Genomic DNA, 16968 nt, shown 5'->3' on the forward strand with positions numbered 1-16968 from the left:
AAGGCCGGGTGATGCACCCTGACGTGCATGACCGCTCTGAAGATGACAGGACCCCGCTCGCGTCTGCCGCGAGCGGGGTCCTGTCGTTCATGCGAAGGGATGGCGTGGCACCGTTGTCAGCGTGGCTCGTCAGCCGAGTCAGCATTGTCCTCTGGCGTGTCCGGCGTATCGCGCAGGCGCACATGCTGCAAGCGATGGCGCAATGCCGGGTCGAACAGGTCGCGCCCACGGGTCTGCAGGTCTTCCAGCGCTTCGCCGAAGCACAGGCGGTTGTCGTCCAGCCAGATGAAGTCCAGCTCCAGCAGGGTATCCAGCAGGCCGCGGAACAGTCGCTTGTCGAAGAACTCGGGCGCGTTGAGGCCCGAGAGCAGCGTCAGCCGCTCTGCCAGCGCGCCGGAGTGGGTCTCGAGGGCTTCGCGATCCAGCGTGCCGCTGCCGTGTTGCAGCAAGGCCGCGATCAGCAGGTAGCCGCGCTCCAGCGTCGGCTGGACCGGCTGGGCCAGCAGCCGCAGCTGCTCGGAGGATTCCTGGCTTGCGACCGGACGCGACCAGCGTTCGGGCGTGTTCTCGGTTGCCGGCTGGTGCTCCAGCAGGCCCTCGTCGCTGAGCAGCGCGAGGGTGGCGGCGATATCGCCTTTCAGCTCCGGGGCTTCCGGCACGAACAGTTCACGTACCAGCACGGGCCAGGCCGGGCTGATCTGCTCATCCAGCGCCTGCAGGGTGTACTGGGCGGTGTTGCGGAAGGCGAAGGCGATCAGCGCCGGCAGCGCCAGCAGATGCAGGACGTTGTTGCGGTACCAGGTCAGCAGGCTGGCCTGTTCCGGTGTGGCGATCACCAGCTCACCGAGGTGCTGGGGGCGTAGGGTGACCAGCCCCAGGTGCGCACAGTGCGCGATCCATTCTTCCGGCGTGCCTTCGGGCAGGCTGTGGTCCTGCCGGCCAGGCAGCTTGCCGGCCAGTCGCACCAGCATGGCCAGCTGGCGCTGCATCAGACTGGACTCGATGGCGTGGTGTGCGGTGGAAAGCAGCACCAGCGCCGACAGCGAGACAGGGTTGAGGGCCGCGGCGGCATTGATGCGCGTGGCGATCTCGTTGCCCAGTCGCGGCACGGCACTGGTCAGCCATTCCGGGCGCCGCTGGTGGCGACTGGCCTGCCACTCGGGAGTGGTCTCGTCCAGCCAGGCTCCCAGCTTGAGCGGCTCGCCAATGTTGAGATAGACCTTGCCGAAGGGCTGCTTGAGCTGGCCCAGCACGCGAATCAGATCCAGCGGCGACTCCTTCTTCTTGCTGGCGCCCGACAGTTCACGCTGATAGCTGAGGCTCTCGAAGACCTTCTCGTAGCCGATGTAGACCGGGACGAAAGCGACCTCGCGGCGCGTGTCACGCAGGAAGGAACGCAGCGTCATCGCCAGCATGCCCGGGCGTGGCGGCAACATGCGCCCCGTGCGTGAGCGTCCACCCTCGATGAAGTATTCCACCGGGTGCCCGCGGGTGATCAGCTGGTGGACATATTCATCGAAGACCGCGCCATAGAGGCGATTGTCACGGAAGCTGCGGCGCAGGAAGAAGGCGCCGCCACGCCGGAGGATCGGGCCGATCACCGGCATGTCGAGATTCTTGCCGGCTGCCACGTGCGGCGTCATCAGCCCTTCGTGAAACAGCACGTAGGACAGCAGCAGATAATCGATGTGGCTGCGATGGCAGGGCACATAGATCAGCTCGCAGTCCCCGGCGATCGCCTTGACGCGCGACATGCCGCGGATCTCGATGCCGTCATACAGCTTGTGCCACAAGCGCTTGAGGGCGTGAGCCAGGAAGCGCTGCACGGGATAGCCCATGTTGGAGGCGATCTCGCGGCCGTATCTCAACGCGCGCTTCTCGAGACGCGCGGGACGCTGGTTCTGGTCGCGGGCCAGCTCGCTGATCACGTCCTGTACGGCGGGCGCCTTCTGCAGATTGCGGATCATGGTGTGGCGATGCGAGAGGTCCGGCCCCAGCAGTCGAGTGCGCACGCGACGAAAGTGCACGCGCAGCAGACGAGCGATGCGCCGGCGCGCCAGCGCCTGATCCTCGGGACCTTCGCGCAGCACCTCGTGGAGCTTGAGCGGCTGGCCGAAGTGCACATCCACCGAGCGACCATGCACGAGGATGGCGATGGCGCGACGCAATACCCCGGTGACACGCCAGCTGTCAGCGGAGATGAACTTCCAGAAGCCGAATTCCTTGCCCGGCGCACGCCCCCAGAACACGCTGACCGGTACCAGCTGGACCTCGACCTCATCCGGGGCGTTCTCCAGTGCCTCGATCAGCTGCGCGAGTCGTCGGGAGAGCAGGCCCTTGCCCTTGCGTGAGTGACGCAGCAGGCGCAACCGCGAGTGACTCAGACGCATGTCGCCTATGCTCAAGGGCAGAGTGGGAGATGGCAGGCCACGCCCCTCGCAAAGCTGCTCGATCACCAGTTCATCGGAGAGCGCCTGATAGGGGAAGACGTAGACCACCGGCAGGTCGGGGTCGAGATTCAGGGCACTGTGGTCCAGCGCGTTGATGTCGGGTTCCACCGCGCGCAGCTCCACCCATTTGTCCAGCAGACGGCGGCTGAGGTTGCGCAGAGGGCGCAATAACAGGGTGACGGGCGACATGGCGGAGCCTCGCAGGTGTACTCGAAAAGTTCGATGGTGAGACGCTGTCACAAGCAGGATCGTTTGCGTTGACTCACAGGATGCGGGAGTGGCGATCCGAGGATATCGACGTTGGGTCGCCGCATGCATGATATTGATCATTATACGCATTCTGTTCGATGACGCCGATATCGGCTGTCATTGCCCAGTGCGGGAGCGACGGGAGGCATGTCATGCTCGGAATGTGGCGTTCAGGCAATCGATTTACCCTGCTGCCGGAGGGGGCGCGCTTTCTGCCCAGCATGCTGGAGGCGGTGGAAGGCGCACGTCACTCGATACTGCTCGAACTGTATCTGGCCGAAAGCGGTCACCTCAGTCGGGTCCTGATCGAGGCTTTGAGCGCTGCGTGCCAGCGTGGCGTCAATGTACTGGTGCTGCTGGATGGTTTCGGCTCGCTGGGGCTCGAGGAGGCGGATCGCCAGCGCATGACCGAGGTCGGCATCGCCCTGCGCTTCTACAACCCGATTCGCTGGTGGCGGTTCGGTCGCAACCTGACGCGGGATCACCGCAAGCTGCTGGTCGTGGATGGCGAGGTGGGCTTCACCGGTGGTTTCGGCGCGGTCGATGAGTTTGCCGAGGCCTGGTCAGAAGTGGCGATACGCATCGAGGGGCCCTGTATCCGTGACTGGGTCAGGCTGTTCGCGCGGGTCTGGGATTCCGCTGCCAGCGAGGGGCAGGGGCGTCGTGAGGCCGTGCGCAGCGTCAACATCAATGCGGTCAACGTCGTCACGGGATATCTGGGGATGCGCGGGCGTGTCGTCTGGGGCCATGGATTTCGTTATCAGGCGATTCGCCACTCGCTCCAGCATCAGGCCAGCAGCACCCGCAAGCGGCTGTGGATCTGCACGCCTTACTTCGTGCCGACCTTCAGCATGCGTCGACGCCTCAAGCGGGCGGCTCGGCGCGGCGTCGATGTGCAGCTGTTGATCGCGGGACAGCATCACGACCATCCCGGCGTGCGTTCTGCGGGGCAGCGTTTCTATGCGAGTCTCCTCAAGGCGGGCGTGCGGATCCATGAATTCCAGCCGCGCTTTCTGCATGCCAAGTTCTCGCTGGCGGATGACTGGGTCACGCTGGGGTCATGCAACTTCGATCACTGGAGCCTGCAATGGAATCTGGAGGCCAATCAGGAGGTGCAGGACCATCGCTTCGCGGCGGAGGTGGCGGCGCTGTTCGAGCAGCATTTCGCGCGCAGCGTCGAGATCACCCGGGCTGCCTGGCAGCGACGCTCTCTGGCGCAACGCTGTCGCGAGTGGGGCTATGGCACCCTGGATAGCCTGGTGACGCGGCTGCGCTAGCCAGTTCACGGATGTCAGACACTGCTTCATCAAACGACAACGCCGGACGACCCCAAGGGGCGTCCGGCGTTGTCGTGTCTGGCGCTGCGCGGCGCAAAGAGGGGGATGGCGGGGGCTCAGCGCTTCTTGCCGCTACCCTTGCCAGCAGGCTTCTTCGCGCCGCCTTTGCCACTGCCCTTGCCGCCCGCATGCTTGCCACGCGGAATGCCCGCGGCGCCCGGCGTTGCGGCTCCCTTGCGGCGCGGTGATGGCTTGGGGCTTTCCGGCGGCACGCGATAGAGCAGGTAGAGATCCAGCAGCAGTTCCGGCAGCTGGTTGACGAAGCGCTGGGCACCGACGGGGTCGGCGATCAGCTCGCCGATCTCCGGGTCTTCATCGTCGAATACGCCCGAGATGGCCATGAAGGGCAGCAGCAGCTCGGCCGCGGTCTCTTCCTGGGTCCCGAACCAGGCATCCTCGTCCATGAAGACACCTTCCATGAAGCCTGCACACCAGTCACCGATCGGCGTCTCGACAGGGTCGAGGCCACCGAGTTCCAGCTCGAACAGCAGCTCAGGCAGGATGCCGTGCTCGAGGGCGTCGATGGCATTGGCGCGCATCTGCTCGAACAGCGCGACCACCTGGGCTTCCTGCTCGGGGCTTTCATAGGCTGGCTGCCCCTGGAACAGCTCCGGCAGCCACAGGCTGGAAGGCACTTCGCGTGGTGCGATGGCCAGTGCCAGCATGAAGCCATGCGCGCTGATGATGTCGAGGGCTTCCGGGCCGACCAGGTCGGATTCAAGGAACTCATCGAGGATGTCGAGGGATTCATCATCCAGCAACGGCTGGGTCTGGACAGGCTCGGCCATGGGGAAGGTCTCACATGCGGGATAGAAGTCGGGCAGGGCGTCGCGGCCACTGCGAATGTGGCTAGTGTATCATCTCGTGGCAGGGGTTTTCGTCGCCACGAAAGCCCCTGAATCGTCGAATTCTCCACTTTCTTCAGCGGTTGCCGTTCACCTCGATCGTCTGGCATCAAGGGGTCGTCTCATGTCTTGTTCCCGTGTCGCGCCCGCCGTGGATGGCGGTGTCGTCAGTCGATATCGCTTTCCCGTCGACCATGTGCTGGCGTGTCTCGGTGATGCGGTCGCCGACCCCCTGCCGTTGGCCGATGAGCAGACACTGGATGCCCTCAGCGAGCCGCAACTGCATGCCATGCTGCAATCCCGTGTGCTGGCCTGTCTGGCGCGCGCACGTGCGCACTATCCCGAGATGCGCATGCCCGCCGTGTCCTGTCGTCTCAGAGGACGCACTGCCGGGACAGCCGAACCGGCGCGCCAGCGCCTGCGCTTCAACTGGCAATTGCTGTGCGAGAACCGCCATCACTTCCTGAGCCAGACCGTCCCTCATGAGGTGGCGCACTGGGTGGTGATGGAAGTGGTGGAGCGCGCGCGCGGCCAGCGGGTCAAGCCGCATGGCCCGGAGTGGCAGCAGGTCATGACGAATCTCTATGGTGTCGCACCTGAGGTGACCCACCGCATGGATGTTTCCCGCGCGAGTCCGATGCCCTGGGCCTACGGATGCGATTGCGAGACACCGCACTATCTGAGTCATCGTCGACATGCCAATGCGCTTCGTGGGCAGCGTTACCGATGCCGGCAGTGCGGGAAAGCGCTCAAGGGGCCATTGAGCGATTCCTGATGCCTGCCATCGCCTTCCGTGCTGTCCTGCCTCCCGTTTTCAATGCCGCCGTGGCGCGCTCAGTCCCTCTGGAGTGCGGGTTTTCTGCGGCGAAAGTCGCTGTGACCTTGGTGTTATTTGTTGATAAATAGTTGAAATTATTGGGAAAAAATTGTCTACCAAGGTCTAGTGTGTGGCCCCCCCATGCTTGGGTTTAAGCTGAAACGGACTAGCCATGACTCGTCCGCAGCGTACCCGTGTCGTATGAGGCAGCCCGAGGCGTGTCGCCCGCCAACTTCCAGAGGTCGAACAACAATGAGCGAAGATGCCAAGGTTCACCCGGTCAAGCCTGATGTTGCCGCCCGTGCATGGGTAGATCGTGAGCGCTACCAGGCCATGTATCAGCAGTCTGTCGAGGCACCCGAGGATTTCTGGGCCGAGCAGGCGCAGTCGCTGGACTGGTTCAAGGCGCCCTCGGTGATACGCAGTACCGACTTCGGCCCTGAGAATGTCGATGTGCGCTGGTTCGAGGATGGTCAGCTCAACGTGGCCCACAACTGCCTGGATCGTCATCTCGAGGAGCGTGGCGACCAGGTGGCGATCATCTGGGAAGGGGATGACCCCAGTGAGTCCCAGTCGATCACCTATCGCGAGCTGCATGCGCGCGTCAGCCAGTTCGCCAATGGCCTCAAGGAACTGGGCGTGGGGCGTGGTGACGTGGTCACCCTGTACATGCCGATGATCCCCGAAGCGGCCATGGCGATGCTGGCCTGTACCCGTATCGGTGCGGTGCACTCGGTGGTCTTCGGGGGCTTCTCGCCGGACGCGCTGGCAGGACGGATCGCCGATTCCAGCTCGCGCATCGTGATCACCGCCGATGAATCGCTGCGCGGTGGCAAGCGAGTGCCGCTCAAGGAGAATGTCGACGATGCGCTGGAGCGCGATGGCAACGGCTGCGTCGACCACGTGCTGGTGGTGCGGCGTACCGGGGGTGACGTGCACTGGGGGAGTCGTGATCTGTGGTTCCACGAGCTGGTCGACCGTCAGTCCAGCGACTGCCCGGCAGAAGCGATGGGCGCGGAAGACCCGCTGTTCATTCTCTACACCTCCGGCTCCACCGGCACGCCCAAGGGGCTGAAGCACACCACGGGCGGCTATCTGCTCTATGCGGCCATGACCCATCGTTACGTCTTCGACTACCACGATGGCGACATCTACTGGTGCACGGCGGATGTCGGCTGGGTGACAGGGCACAGCTACATCGTCTATGGACCGCTGGCCAACGGCGCGACCACGCTGATGTTCGAGGGGGTGCCCAGCTATCCGACTCACGGGCGCATGGGGGAGATCGTCGACAAGCATCAGGTCAATATTCTCTACACGGCCCCGACTGCCGTGCGCGCGCTGATGGCACACGGCGATGGCGTGATGGACTCCAGTTCCCGCGACAGCCTGCGCCTGCTCGGCTCGGTGGGTGAGCCGATCAATCCTGAGGCATGGGAGTGGTTCCACCGCGTGATCGGCAAGGGCAACTGCCCGCTGGTGGATACCTGGTGGCAGACCGAGACCGGCGGCATCATGATCGCGCCGCTGCCGGGTGCCACGGATCTCAAGCCGGGTTCCGCCACCTTGCCGTTCTTTGGCGTGCAGCCGGCGCTGGTCAACAACGAGGGCAACATTCTCGAGGGAGCCACCGAAGGCAATCTGGTGATTCTCGACAGCTGGCCGGGGCAGGCGCGCTCCATCTGGGGCAACCATGAGCGTTACGTGCAGACCTATTTCTCCACCTATGCCGGCATGTACTTCACCGGCGATGGCTGCCGCCGTGATGAGGATGGGTATTACTGGATCACCGGACGCGTCGACGACGTGCTCAACGTTTCCGGGCACCGCATGGGCACGGCCGAGATCGAGTCATCGCTGGTCGCGCATGAGGCGGTCGCCGAAGCCGCAGTGGTCGGTTATCCCCATGACATCAAGGGGCAGGGGATCTACATCTACGTGACGCTCAATGATGGCATCGAGCCAAGCGATGAGCTCAAGAAGACCCTGACCCAGTGGGTGCGCAAGGACATCGGGCCGATCGCGTCACCTGATGTCATCCAGTGGGCACCGGGACTGCCCAAGACGCGTTCCGGCAAGATCATGCGGCGTATCCTGCGCAAGATCGCCGCCAACGAGACCGACGGTCTTGGGGATACCTCGACGCTGGCGGACCCGACGGTGGTGGATGATCTGATCGAGCATCGCGCCAACCGCTGAACTCGTCGGATGGCGGCCATGCAGGCCTGACGAGACACGTCGCGACATCGAAAGCGCGGGAGCTTGGCTCCCGCGCTTTTTTCGTGTGCGTCCGGGTCATGCGCTCCTGTTTCGTGGGTGCCTGTTTCGTGAGTGTCTGTCTCGTGCACATCCTGGCCGTGTCTGAAGCAGGAAAGGTTGGCCATCGATGAGCGGCTGACTTGATAATGATGCGACAACCCGCATGCGACAGGTGGGCCTGATGGCCTCCCTGAGCATTTCCTCATTCACTTCATGATCAAGGCAGCCCCCATGTCAGCAGGCAAGTCGGATGCATCCTGCGCCACGTCTCAGCCCGCCACTTCCTCACAGGTTGCATCATCGTCATCCACCGAGGGCGAGAACCGTCCACGCGCTGTCGTGCTGATGTGCCTGTCGGCGATCTCCTTCGCGTTGATGGGGGCGATGGTCAAGTTGAGCGGTGACTTGCCGCTGTTCGAGAAGGTCTTCGTGCGCAACCTCGTAAGCCTGGTGGTTGCCGTCGTGATGGTTCGCATGGCGGGCGCTCGTCTGCTGGGACACTGGCACCATCAGCCGTTGCTGCTGGCGCGCTCGCTGATCGGGCTTGGCGGCGTGATGAGCTTCTTCTACGCCATCGATCACCTGCTGCTTGCGGATGCGACTATCCTAAACAAGCTGTCGCCGTTTTTCGTGATGCTGTTTGCCGGCATGTTTCTGGCAGAGCGCCTGGGCGGCTGGCGGTTGGTAGGCATGCTGATTGCCTTCGTGGGGGCGACTCTGGTCATCAAGCCGCAGATGGCGTTCGCCGAGGGAGGTGTGGAGGCACTGTTTCCGGCGCTGGTCGGATTGGGCTCGGCCATGTTGGCCGGCGCTGCCTACACACTGATTCGGGCGCTGCGAGGGCGTGAGGCTTCCGCGACAATCGTGTTACATTTCTCGCTGGTCTCCAGCATCGTCACCCTGGTGCCTATGCTGATGAATCCGGTGATGCCCAGTGCGCCACAGGCACTGGCCCTGTTGGGGATCGGGGTCTTCGCGGCCGGTGGCCAGATCCTGATGACCACGGCCTATCGGCTGGCGCCCGCGGGGGAAGTGTCGATCTATTCCTATCTCACCATCGTGTTCTCCGCATTGGCCGGCTGGGCGATCTGGGGAGAAGTGCCGGACGCTGCCAGCCTCATGGGTTTCCTGCTGATTGCCGGTGTGGCACTGGTCGGTTGGCATGCGAGTCGCGTTGCGGTTAGGGTGGTCTGACTCTCCATCCGCAGGATGCTGTCAGAATTCACTTGTGCATTGTCCACTCATCATTGGGCAATCCGTGCGATACTCGTGTTCCCCGAGCGAAACATCAGTATGTCTCCCGATGGTGGGCTGCTTTGTTAAACGCGCGTTCCATGGGGTAACATGCCAGAAAATAACGGCGATCATTGACCGGCCAGGAAGGTCGGTGATGATCACCATCGGGGTTTTGGAGGAGACTCAATGGCCTTTGCCCAGAAGTTCATCGTTGCAGACGATCATCCGCTCTTTCGTGCCGCACTGACGCAGGCACTCAGGCAAGTGGCCTCACAGGCAGAGATTGTCGAAGCCGACAGCATGGACGCGACCAACGATATCGTTGCCCGCCACCCCGATGCTGATCTGATCCTGCTGGACCTGCACATGCCGGGAGCCCATGGCTTCTCAGGCCTGATCCAGCTGCGTGGTCAGACGCCGGATATCCCGGTCGCCGTCGTATCCGGTAGCGAGGAGCCCTACGTGGTGCGCCGCGCCATCGATTATGGCGCTTCCGGTTTCATCCCCAAGTCCGCAAGTCTGGATGTGATCGCCGAGGCGATCGGCGAGATTCTCGAAGGCGAAGTCTGGCTGCCGACGGACATCGCCGAAGCCATGGGCGAGTCCAGCGAAGATGAGTCCCGCTTTGCCGAAGCGATCGCCTCGCTGACGCCACAGCAGTTCCGCGTGCTCAACATGCTGACGGAAGGCCTGCTCAACAAGCAGATCGCCTATGAGCTGAATGTGTCCGAGGCCACCATCAAGGCGCACGTGACCGCCATTCTGCGCAAGCTTGGCGTGCATTCCCGCACCCAGGCCGTCATCGCGGCGCAGCGTCTGGAAGTCGAGCCGCCGAAGGTTCGCTCCTGAAGTCGCTGTGATTGACGGGATGATGCATCCCGTTCGATGAGCATGATCCTGCTTCGGAAAGACAAAAGCCCGCCCTGTCACTGACAGGGCGGGCTTTTTGCGGATACAGCGCCTGCTCGTTCACAGGCGCTGCGCGATTCACCCGCGATCAGCCATCGCCGTTCTCCGGGGCTCCGCCTGTCTCATCCGAGGTACCGCTGGCATGCTTCTCGGCACGATTGGCCTGCAGGGTACGCGTCAGCAGTGCGCGCAGCGCCGCCGGACGCACCGGCTTGAGCAGCAGGTGATAGCCGGCACGGCGTACCTCCTCGGCGACTTCGTCAGTGCGATCCGCGGTGATGACGATGCCGGGCACGGAGCCTGCCAGGCGTTCATCCAGAGCATCCAGCGCCATCAGACCGGTCACTTCATTGTCGAGGTGATAATCGGCGAGGATGGCATCCGGATCACCATCCAGATTGCGAATCACGGATTTGGCACCACCGATGGACGTGGCGGTGAAGACTTCGCAGCCCCAGCCGGACAGCATCGCCTTCATGCCTTCCAGAATCAGGCTCTCGTTGTCGATGCACAGCACGCGGGTGCCGGTCAGCTTGTTGCCGGCGCGCTTGCGGGCCGGGACGGCATCCGGCTGTTCAGCGGCCGGCAGTGTCTTGCTGATCGGGACGCTGACCGCGAAGACTGTCCCCACACCGACCCAGCTGCGCACCGTGATCGGGTGATCGAGCACGCGACTCATGCGCTCGGCGATCGACAGGCCCAGTCCCAGCCCCTTCTCGCTCTCCTTGTGACGCTCGCTCTGATCGAGACGCCGGAATTCCTGGAAGATCTCGGTCAGCTTGGACTCGGGGATGCCGGGGCCGGTGTCCCAGACTTCGATGCGAATGCGATCCCCCAGGCGGCGACAGCCCAGCAGTACGTGGCCCTGACGGGTGTAACGCACGGCGTTGGACAGGAAGTTCTGCACGATGCGCCGCAGCATCTGGCCGTCAGAATCCACCGCCAGCTGGGTCATCACCACCTTCAGGTCCAGCCCTCGGTCTTCCGCCATCACCTCGAACTCGGCCTTCAGCGGCTTGAGAATATCCGACAGGCGGAACACGCTGCGACGTGGCGCCAGCGCGCCGGCATCGAGCTTGGAGATGTCGAGCAGGGTGCTGAGCAGCTCCTCGGCGGCCTGCAGCGAGTTGTCGATGTGATTGGTGGTGGTCTTCATCTCGCCTTCCACCTGCTGGGCGAGAGCGGAGGTGAACAGGCGTGCGGCATTCAGGGGTTGCAGCAGGTCATGACTGGCCGCGGCCAGAAAGCGCGTCTTGGAGGCGTTGGCATCCTCGGCCAGCTGCTTGGCCTGACGCAGTGCCTGCTCGGCTTCCGCGCGCACACGGTTCTCGGTACGCAATGCCTCGTTGACCTGTGACAGCTCCTGGGTACGCACGCGAACGCGTTCTTCCAGATTCTCGTTGGTTTCCTTGAGGGCAATCTCGGCCAGGCGGCGTTCGGTGATGTCCTGATAGAGCGCGAAGAAGCCGAGGATGTTGCCCTTGCCGCTGAAGTGCGGCGTATAGGTCACCAGCATGTAACGCACACCGCCCTCGGGGGCTTCCAGCGAGATCTCGAAGGAAACGCGTTCCCCCGCCAGGGCGCGCGTCATCCAGGGGGCGCGCTGGCGATAGATGTCTTCAGGCATCGCCGCCTCGGCCGGCTCGCCGATGACGGCGGTACGGTCGATGCCCATCACCGCTTCATAGGCGCGGTTGGTGAAGAGGTAACGACACTCCTTGTCGAAGTAGGCGATCAGCGCCGGCACGTTGTCGGTGTAGATGCGGATGTTGTTTTCCGAGCGGATCAACGCCTCTTCGGTGCGCTTCTGCTGGGTGATGTCCTGGTAGGTATAGACGAAGCCGCCGCCGGGCATCGGGTTGCCCTGGATCTCCATCACGGTGCCGTCCTGGCGATAGCGCACGTAGCGATGCGGCTCGCCGTCACGGATGGCGTCCAGCAGCTGATCGACATGCTCTTCCGGGTCGCCCGGGCCATATTCACCATTGTGCGCGTTGTAACGGAAGATGCGATCGATCGGGGCGCCGACACGGATCAGGTTGTCAGGGAAGCGGAACATGTCCAGATAGCGCTGATTCCACACCACCAGGCGCATGTGCTGGTCGACCACGCTGATGCCCTGGTGGATGTTCTCGATGGTGGCCTGCAGCAGGGCGCGGTTGAATTCCAGCACCTGTGAGGCTTCATCGACGATGGAGATGACATCCGAGATACCGATGCCGCGTCCCTGCAGGGCGGAGTTGACCACGATCCGCGCCGAGGAGGCACCGAGCACGGAAGCCAGGAAGCGCTCGGTGAACTGGATCAGGTCGATTGACGCGCGCCCGTGGAGTTCCAGCGGCTGGCCGCTGCGGCGTGCGTAATCTTCGAAGGCGCGTTCGACCTGCTCATGGCTCAGGAAGCGCTCACAGAGTACGCGCAGGTCCGAGACGGAGGTAGAGCCGGTCCACGGGCGCGAGACGCTGGTCTGACGCGTCTCGACGCTATCGACGAACAAGGATGCCTGGATGCGTTCGACCACGCGTTGCGGCGTCATCTGCGAGACGAAGATATAGCCGAACAGGTTGAGGCCGAGAGACAGCATCACGCCATGGGTCAGCGGGTCACTGAAGCGGAAGCCGAACAGGCCATGCGGCGAGAGCCAGTCGATGCCGAGCGGACCGTAATTGACCATGTCGGCGGGCATCAGGCCTGCCTGGGCCAGTGCCGGAACCAGCAGGGTCCAGGCCCAGACGGCGAAGCCGAGGTTGAGGCCGACGATGACCCCCAGGCGATTGCCACGCTTCCAGTAGAGCCCGCCCAGCAGAGAGGGCGCGAACTGGGCCACGGCGGCGAATGACAGCAGCCCGATGGCTGACAGCGTGCTGTATTCGGCGATCAGCAGATAGAAGCCGTAGGCCAGGCCGAGAATCATCACGATGGTCAGGCGGCGGGCCAGCAGCACGATATGACTGTAGTCGCGGGCTTCGGTATCGAACCAGCGCAAACGGAACAGCAGCGGGATGACGATCTCGTTGGAGATCATGATCGAGACCGCGACCGCCGCGACGATGACCATGCCGGTCGCGGCCGAGAAGCCCCCGATGAAGGTCAGCAGGGTCAACCAGGTCTGATCTGCCGCCATCGGCAGTGCCAGCACGAAGCTGTCCGGTGACACCGAGCCATCCGGGAACATCGTCAGGCCGGCGGCGGCGATGGGCAGCACGAAGAAGGAGATGGCGATCAGATAGATCGGGAACAGCCAGCGGGCGCGGCGGGCATCCGAGTGGTGGGTGTTCTCGACCACCGCGACATGGAACTGGCGCGGCAGGCAGAAGATGGCCAGCATCGCCAGCAATGTCTGGGCCCAGAAGCCGGAGCCGAAGGTCTGGTTCTCGAGCTGTTGCTGGAGCTCCAGATAGGTGTCCGCCTTGGTGAAAAGATCCCCCAGGCCATTGAACATGCCCCAGGTGACATAGGCGCCCAGCGTCAAAAAGGCGATCAGCTTGACCAGAGATTCGAAGGCGATGGCCTGCAACAGGCCGACATGGTGCTCGGTGGCATCGGTATGCCGCGTGCCGAACAGGATGGCGAATATCGCCATCACCGCCGCGACATAGAAGGCGGTATCCCCCAGCCAGGCAGTGCGCGTGACGTCACTGGTGTCGGTCAGTACCTGATAGGCACTCGACACCGCCTTCAGCTGCAGAGCGATGTAGGGCAGGGTGCCGACCAGTGCCACCAGCGAGGCAAACACGGCCAGTGACTGCGTCTTGCCGTAGCGCGAGGCGATGAAATCGGCGATCGAGGTGATGTTCTGTCGCTTGGCGACGCGAATCATCTTCAAGAGGATCGGCCAGAACAGCAGACAGGTCAGGATCGGCCCGATGAAGATGCTCAGGTAGCTCCAGCCACTGGTCGCGGCCTGGCCGACACTGCCGTAAAAGGTCCAGCTGGTGCAGTAGACCGCAAGCCCCAGACTGTAGACTGCCGGTCGGCGACTGGCCGACCCGTGCTTCTTGGCGTTGCGATCCCCTCGCCACGCAATCATGAACAGTACCGCGATATAGCCCAGCGCCACTGCGATTAGCCACCACCCCTGGAACATGTTGCTCTCCTCTCTGGAAGCGCCATTCTACGCAGGCCCGGCCATGAGTCCCAAGCCTTGCAGGCCGCTCAGGGCTTCCTCCTGGCCATCAGACGACAAGATGTCTGCTCTCGCTCGTCCGTTCTCACCCGGCCTGAGGTGTCTCCGGCAGAAAATTGCGCCGCTTTCTTTCAGTGACATGACGAAAGAGCGGGGCCGTCTCGCCGTCATTTCCGACGCGTCACGAGAATGTCTCGTTACTCATTTGGCCAATAGACCAAGGGAGTGCGTCTTTAGTTTATCTTTCAAGTATCTGTTATTTAAGGAATTGATGAGAGGCGTCATGAGGTCTTCAAGCGGATGCTCATGCTCTCGACTAAAGTCAGCCTGCGATGAGCTGGCCCCTTGGCTACTGTCAGAAGCGAGTCGCCAAGTTTCCTGATAAGCAACGCAAGACGCAGGGAATATCACTCACTCCATGAGGACGAATGATTCAGTCAATGGAGACCATTCATCGGTTCATCGCCGATGGGTCTCTCGCCAATCACAATAACAATGCGAGAACTCCGTCATGAAGGAAGAGAATGCCAAGGCGTATTGGGCCGCCAATATCAGACTGATCATGGGGTATCTCGTGATCTGGTTTGTCGTGTCCTATGGATGCGGAATCCTGTTGGTGGATGTCCTCAACAATATCCAGTTCTTCGGTTTCAAACTCGGTTTCTGGTTTGCTCAGCAAGGGGCGATCTATTTCTTCCTCGCGCTGATCATCTTGTACGCCCGTTCGATGAACAAGCTGGATGAACGCTTCGACCTCCACGAGCAATGAGTGGTGTTGAACCGCTTTCGTGGTCAGGTCTGCGATGAATTACAGCGACGGCTCTGCAGGAAAGGAACAGGACTGAGCGTTTCATCTCTCACGACAACAAGATGATCGATATCGCCAAGGACAACGCCAATGGATGTTCAATTACTGACGTACCTTTTCGTGGGCGCCTCGTTCGCGCTCTACATCGGCATTGCGGTGTGGTCGCGTGCCGGCTCTACCAAGGAATTCTACGTGGCGGGCGGAGGGGTCCATCCCATCGCCAACGGGGCCGCCACCGCTGCGGACTGGATGTCTGCCGCCTCCTTCATCTCCATGGCGGGCATCATCGCCTATGTGGGCTATGACGCCTCCGTCTATCTGATGGGCTGGACGGGTGGCTATGTGTTGCTGGCGATGTTGCTGGCACCGTATCTGCGCAAGTTCGGCAAGTTCACGGTGCCGGATTTCGTCGGTGACCGTTATTACTCGAGCGTCGCACGTACCGTGGCGGTGGTCTGTGTCATCTTCATTTCCTTCACCTATGTCGCGGGTCAGATGCGCGGCACCGGCATCGTCTTCGCGCGCTTCCTTGAAGTGGACGTGAACGTCGGTGTCGTCATCGGCATGGCGATCGTCTTCTTCTATGCCGTTCTGGGTGGCATGAAGGGGATCACCTATACCCAGGTGGCGCAGTACTGCGTGTTGATCTTCGCCTTCCTGGTACCGGCCGTCTTCCTGTCGATCATGATGACCGGACACGTGCTGCCTCAGACCGGCTTCGGCGGCACGCTGGTGGATGCACAGGGCAACGATACCGGCGTCTATCTGCTGCAGAAGCTGGATCAGGTCGTGACTGACCTCGGCTTCCGCGAGTACACCGAAGGCTCCAAATCCACCATCGATGTCTTCTTCATCACGGCGGCACTGATGTGCGGGACCGCGGGTCTGCCGCACGTCATCGTGCGCTTCTTCACGGTACCGACCGTCAGGGATGCACGTATCTCCGCTGGCTGGGCGCTGTTCTTCATCGCACTGCTCTACACCACTGCGCCGGCCGTGGGTGCCTTTGCGCGGGTGAACCTGGTCGAGACCGTCAACGAGACAGCCTATGAGGAACTGCCGGGCTGGTTCTACAACTGGGAGAACACCGGTCTGATCGGCTGGGTCGACAAGAATGGCGACGGCATCATCCAGATGCGCGGCGGTGACCCCTTCGCGGGCAAGCCGAGCTATGAAGGCGACGCCGACAGCCAGGCCGCTCGTGGTGAGTATGGTCAGCGTCTGGTGAGCAACACGCCCACCGACAACGAGAGCGAGGTCTACATCGACCGCGACATCATCGTGCTGGCCAACCCGGAAATCGGCAACCTGCCGGCATGGGTCATCGCGCTGGTGGCGGCAGGTGGCGTGGCGGCGGCGCTCTCGACGGCAGCGGGGCTGTTGCTGGTCATCTCCTCGGCCATCTCGCATGACCTGCTCAAGAAGACCTTCAAGCCAGACATCACCGAGAAACAGGAGTTGATGGCAGCTCGCATGGCGGCAGCGGTGGCCATCGTGATCGCCGGTTACTTCGGCATCAATCCGCCAGGCTTCGTGGCGCAGGTGGTGGCCTTTGCCTTCGGTCTCGCGGCCTCGAGCTTCTTCCCGGTCATCCTGCTGGGGATCTTCTCCAAGCGCATGAACAAGGAAGGCGCCATCGCGGGCATGCTGGTCGGGCTGGTGTTCACCTTCAGCTACATCGTCTACTTCAAGTTCATCTCGCCGGAGCTCAACACGGCGGAGTACTGGCTGCTGGGCGTGTCGCCGGAGGGGATCGGCTCGCTGGGCATGGTGCTCAACTTCGTCGTCGCGGTCGTCGTCTGCAAGGTGACACCGCCGCCGCCCGAGCACATCCAGCATATCGTCGAGGATATCCGCGTGCCGCGCGGGGCAGGAACGGCAGTGGATCACTGATCCCTGACGACAGCGCCTGGCCCGCTTGACCTCTCGGTC

The 16968-nt window shown here is 62.6% G+C and carries 10 protein-coding genes; 7 read left to right on the forward strand and 3 right to left on the reverse strand.

The genetic code is table 11. The annotated features are described in order from the left end of the window. Positions 1–116: 116 nt before the first annotated feature. On the reverse strand, positions 117–2639 hold the full coding sequence (plsB, locus tag HXS65_RS15130; protein ID WP_141392096.1) for a glycerol-3-phosphate 1-O-acyltransferase PlsB: 2523 nt from the start codon (positions 2637–2639) through the stop codon (positions 117–119). Between the two features lie 212 nt (positions 2640–2851). Here plsB and HXS65_RS15135 point away from each other — a divergent pair, with 212 nt between their 5' ends. Then, positions 2852–3976, forward strand: a complete 1125-nt coding sequence (locus HXS65_RS15135) for a phosphatidylserine/phosphatidylglycerophosphate/cardiolipin synthase family protein (RefSeq protein WP_176494303.1) — start codon at positions 2852–2854, stop codon at positions 3974–3976. Between the two features lie 116 nt (positions 3977–4092). On the opposite strand, the gene HXS65_RS15140 is transcribed toward HXS65_RS15135, so the two are convergent. After that, positions 4093–4824, reverse strand: coding sequence for a YecA family protein (locus tag HXS65_RS15140; protein WP_176494304.1), 732 nt, complete (start codon positions 4822–4824; stop codon positions 4093–4095). Positions 4825–5005: 181 nt separating this feature from the next. Here HXS65_RS15140 and HXS65_RS15145 point away from each other — a divergent pair, with 181 nt between their 5' ends. The 4 genes from HXS65_RS15145 (at position 5006) to HXS65_RS15160 (ending at position 10042) form a co-directional block, all read left to right on the forward strand. After that, positions 5006–5656, forward strand: coding sequence for a SprT-like domain-containing protein (locus HXS65_RS15145; RefSeq protein WP_169477287.1), 651 nt, complete (start codon positions 5006–5008; stop codon positions 5654–5656). A 294-nt stretch (positions 5657–5950) separates the two neighbouring features. Next, positions 5951–7897, forward strand: a complete 1947-nt coding sequence (gene acs / locus HXS65_RS15150) for an acetate--CoA ligase (protein ID WP_176494305.1) — start codon at positions 5951–5953, stop codon at positions 7895–7897. Positions 7898–8188: 291 nt separating this feature from the next. Then, positions 8189–9151 carry a DMT family transporter gene (locus HXS65_RS15155; RefSeq protein WP_255304531.1) on the forward strand — a complete coding sequence of 321 codons (963 nt, stop codon included), beginning with the start codon at positions 8189–8191 and terminating at the stop codon, positions 9149–9151. Positions 9152–9379: 228 nt separating this feature from the next. After that, the gene (locus HXS65_RS15160) at positions 9380–10042 is read left to right on the forward strand and encodes a response regulator transcription factor (RefSeq protein ID WP_077380128.1); all 663 of its coding nucleotides are present in this window, start codon (positions 9380–9382) and stop codon (positions 10040–10042) included. A 148-nt stretch (positions 10043–10190) separates the two neighbouring features. On the opposite strand, the gene HXS65_RS15165 is transcribed toward HXS65_RS15160, so the two are convergent. Further along, positions 10191–14189, reverse strand: coding sequence for a NahK/ErcS family hybrid sensor histidine kinase/response regulator (locus HXS65_RS15165; protein WP_077380126.1), 3999 nt, complete (start codon positions 14187–14189; stop codon positions 10191–10193). 550 nt (positions 14190–14739) lie between these two features. Here HXS65_RS15165 and HXS65_RS15170 point away from each other — a divergent pair. Beyond that, entirely contained in the window at positions 14740–14997 is a 258-nt protein-coding gene (locus tag HXS65_RS15170; protein WP_077380124.1) for a DUF4212 domain-containing protein, read from the forward strand. Between the two features lie 129 nt (positions 14998–15126). After that, positions 15127–16929: a sodium:solute symporter family protein gene (locus HXS65_RS15175; protein WP_077380122.1), complete on the forward strand. Its 1803-nt coding sequence runs from the start codon at positions 15127–15129 to the stop codon at positions 16927–16929. The last annotated feature ends 39 nt before the right edge of the window (positions 16930–16968 follow it).

This window comes from Cobetia sp. 5-25-4-2, assembly GCF_013374075.1.
Taxonomy (GTDB): domain Bacteria; phylum Pseudomonadota; class Gammaproteobacteria; order Pseudomonadales; family Halomonadaceae; genus Cobetia; species Cobetia marina.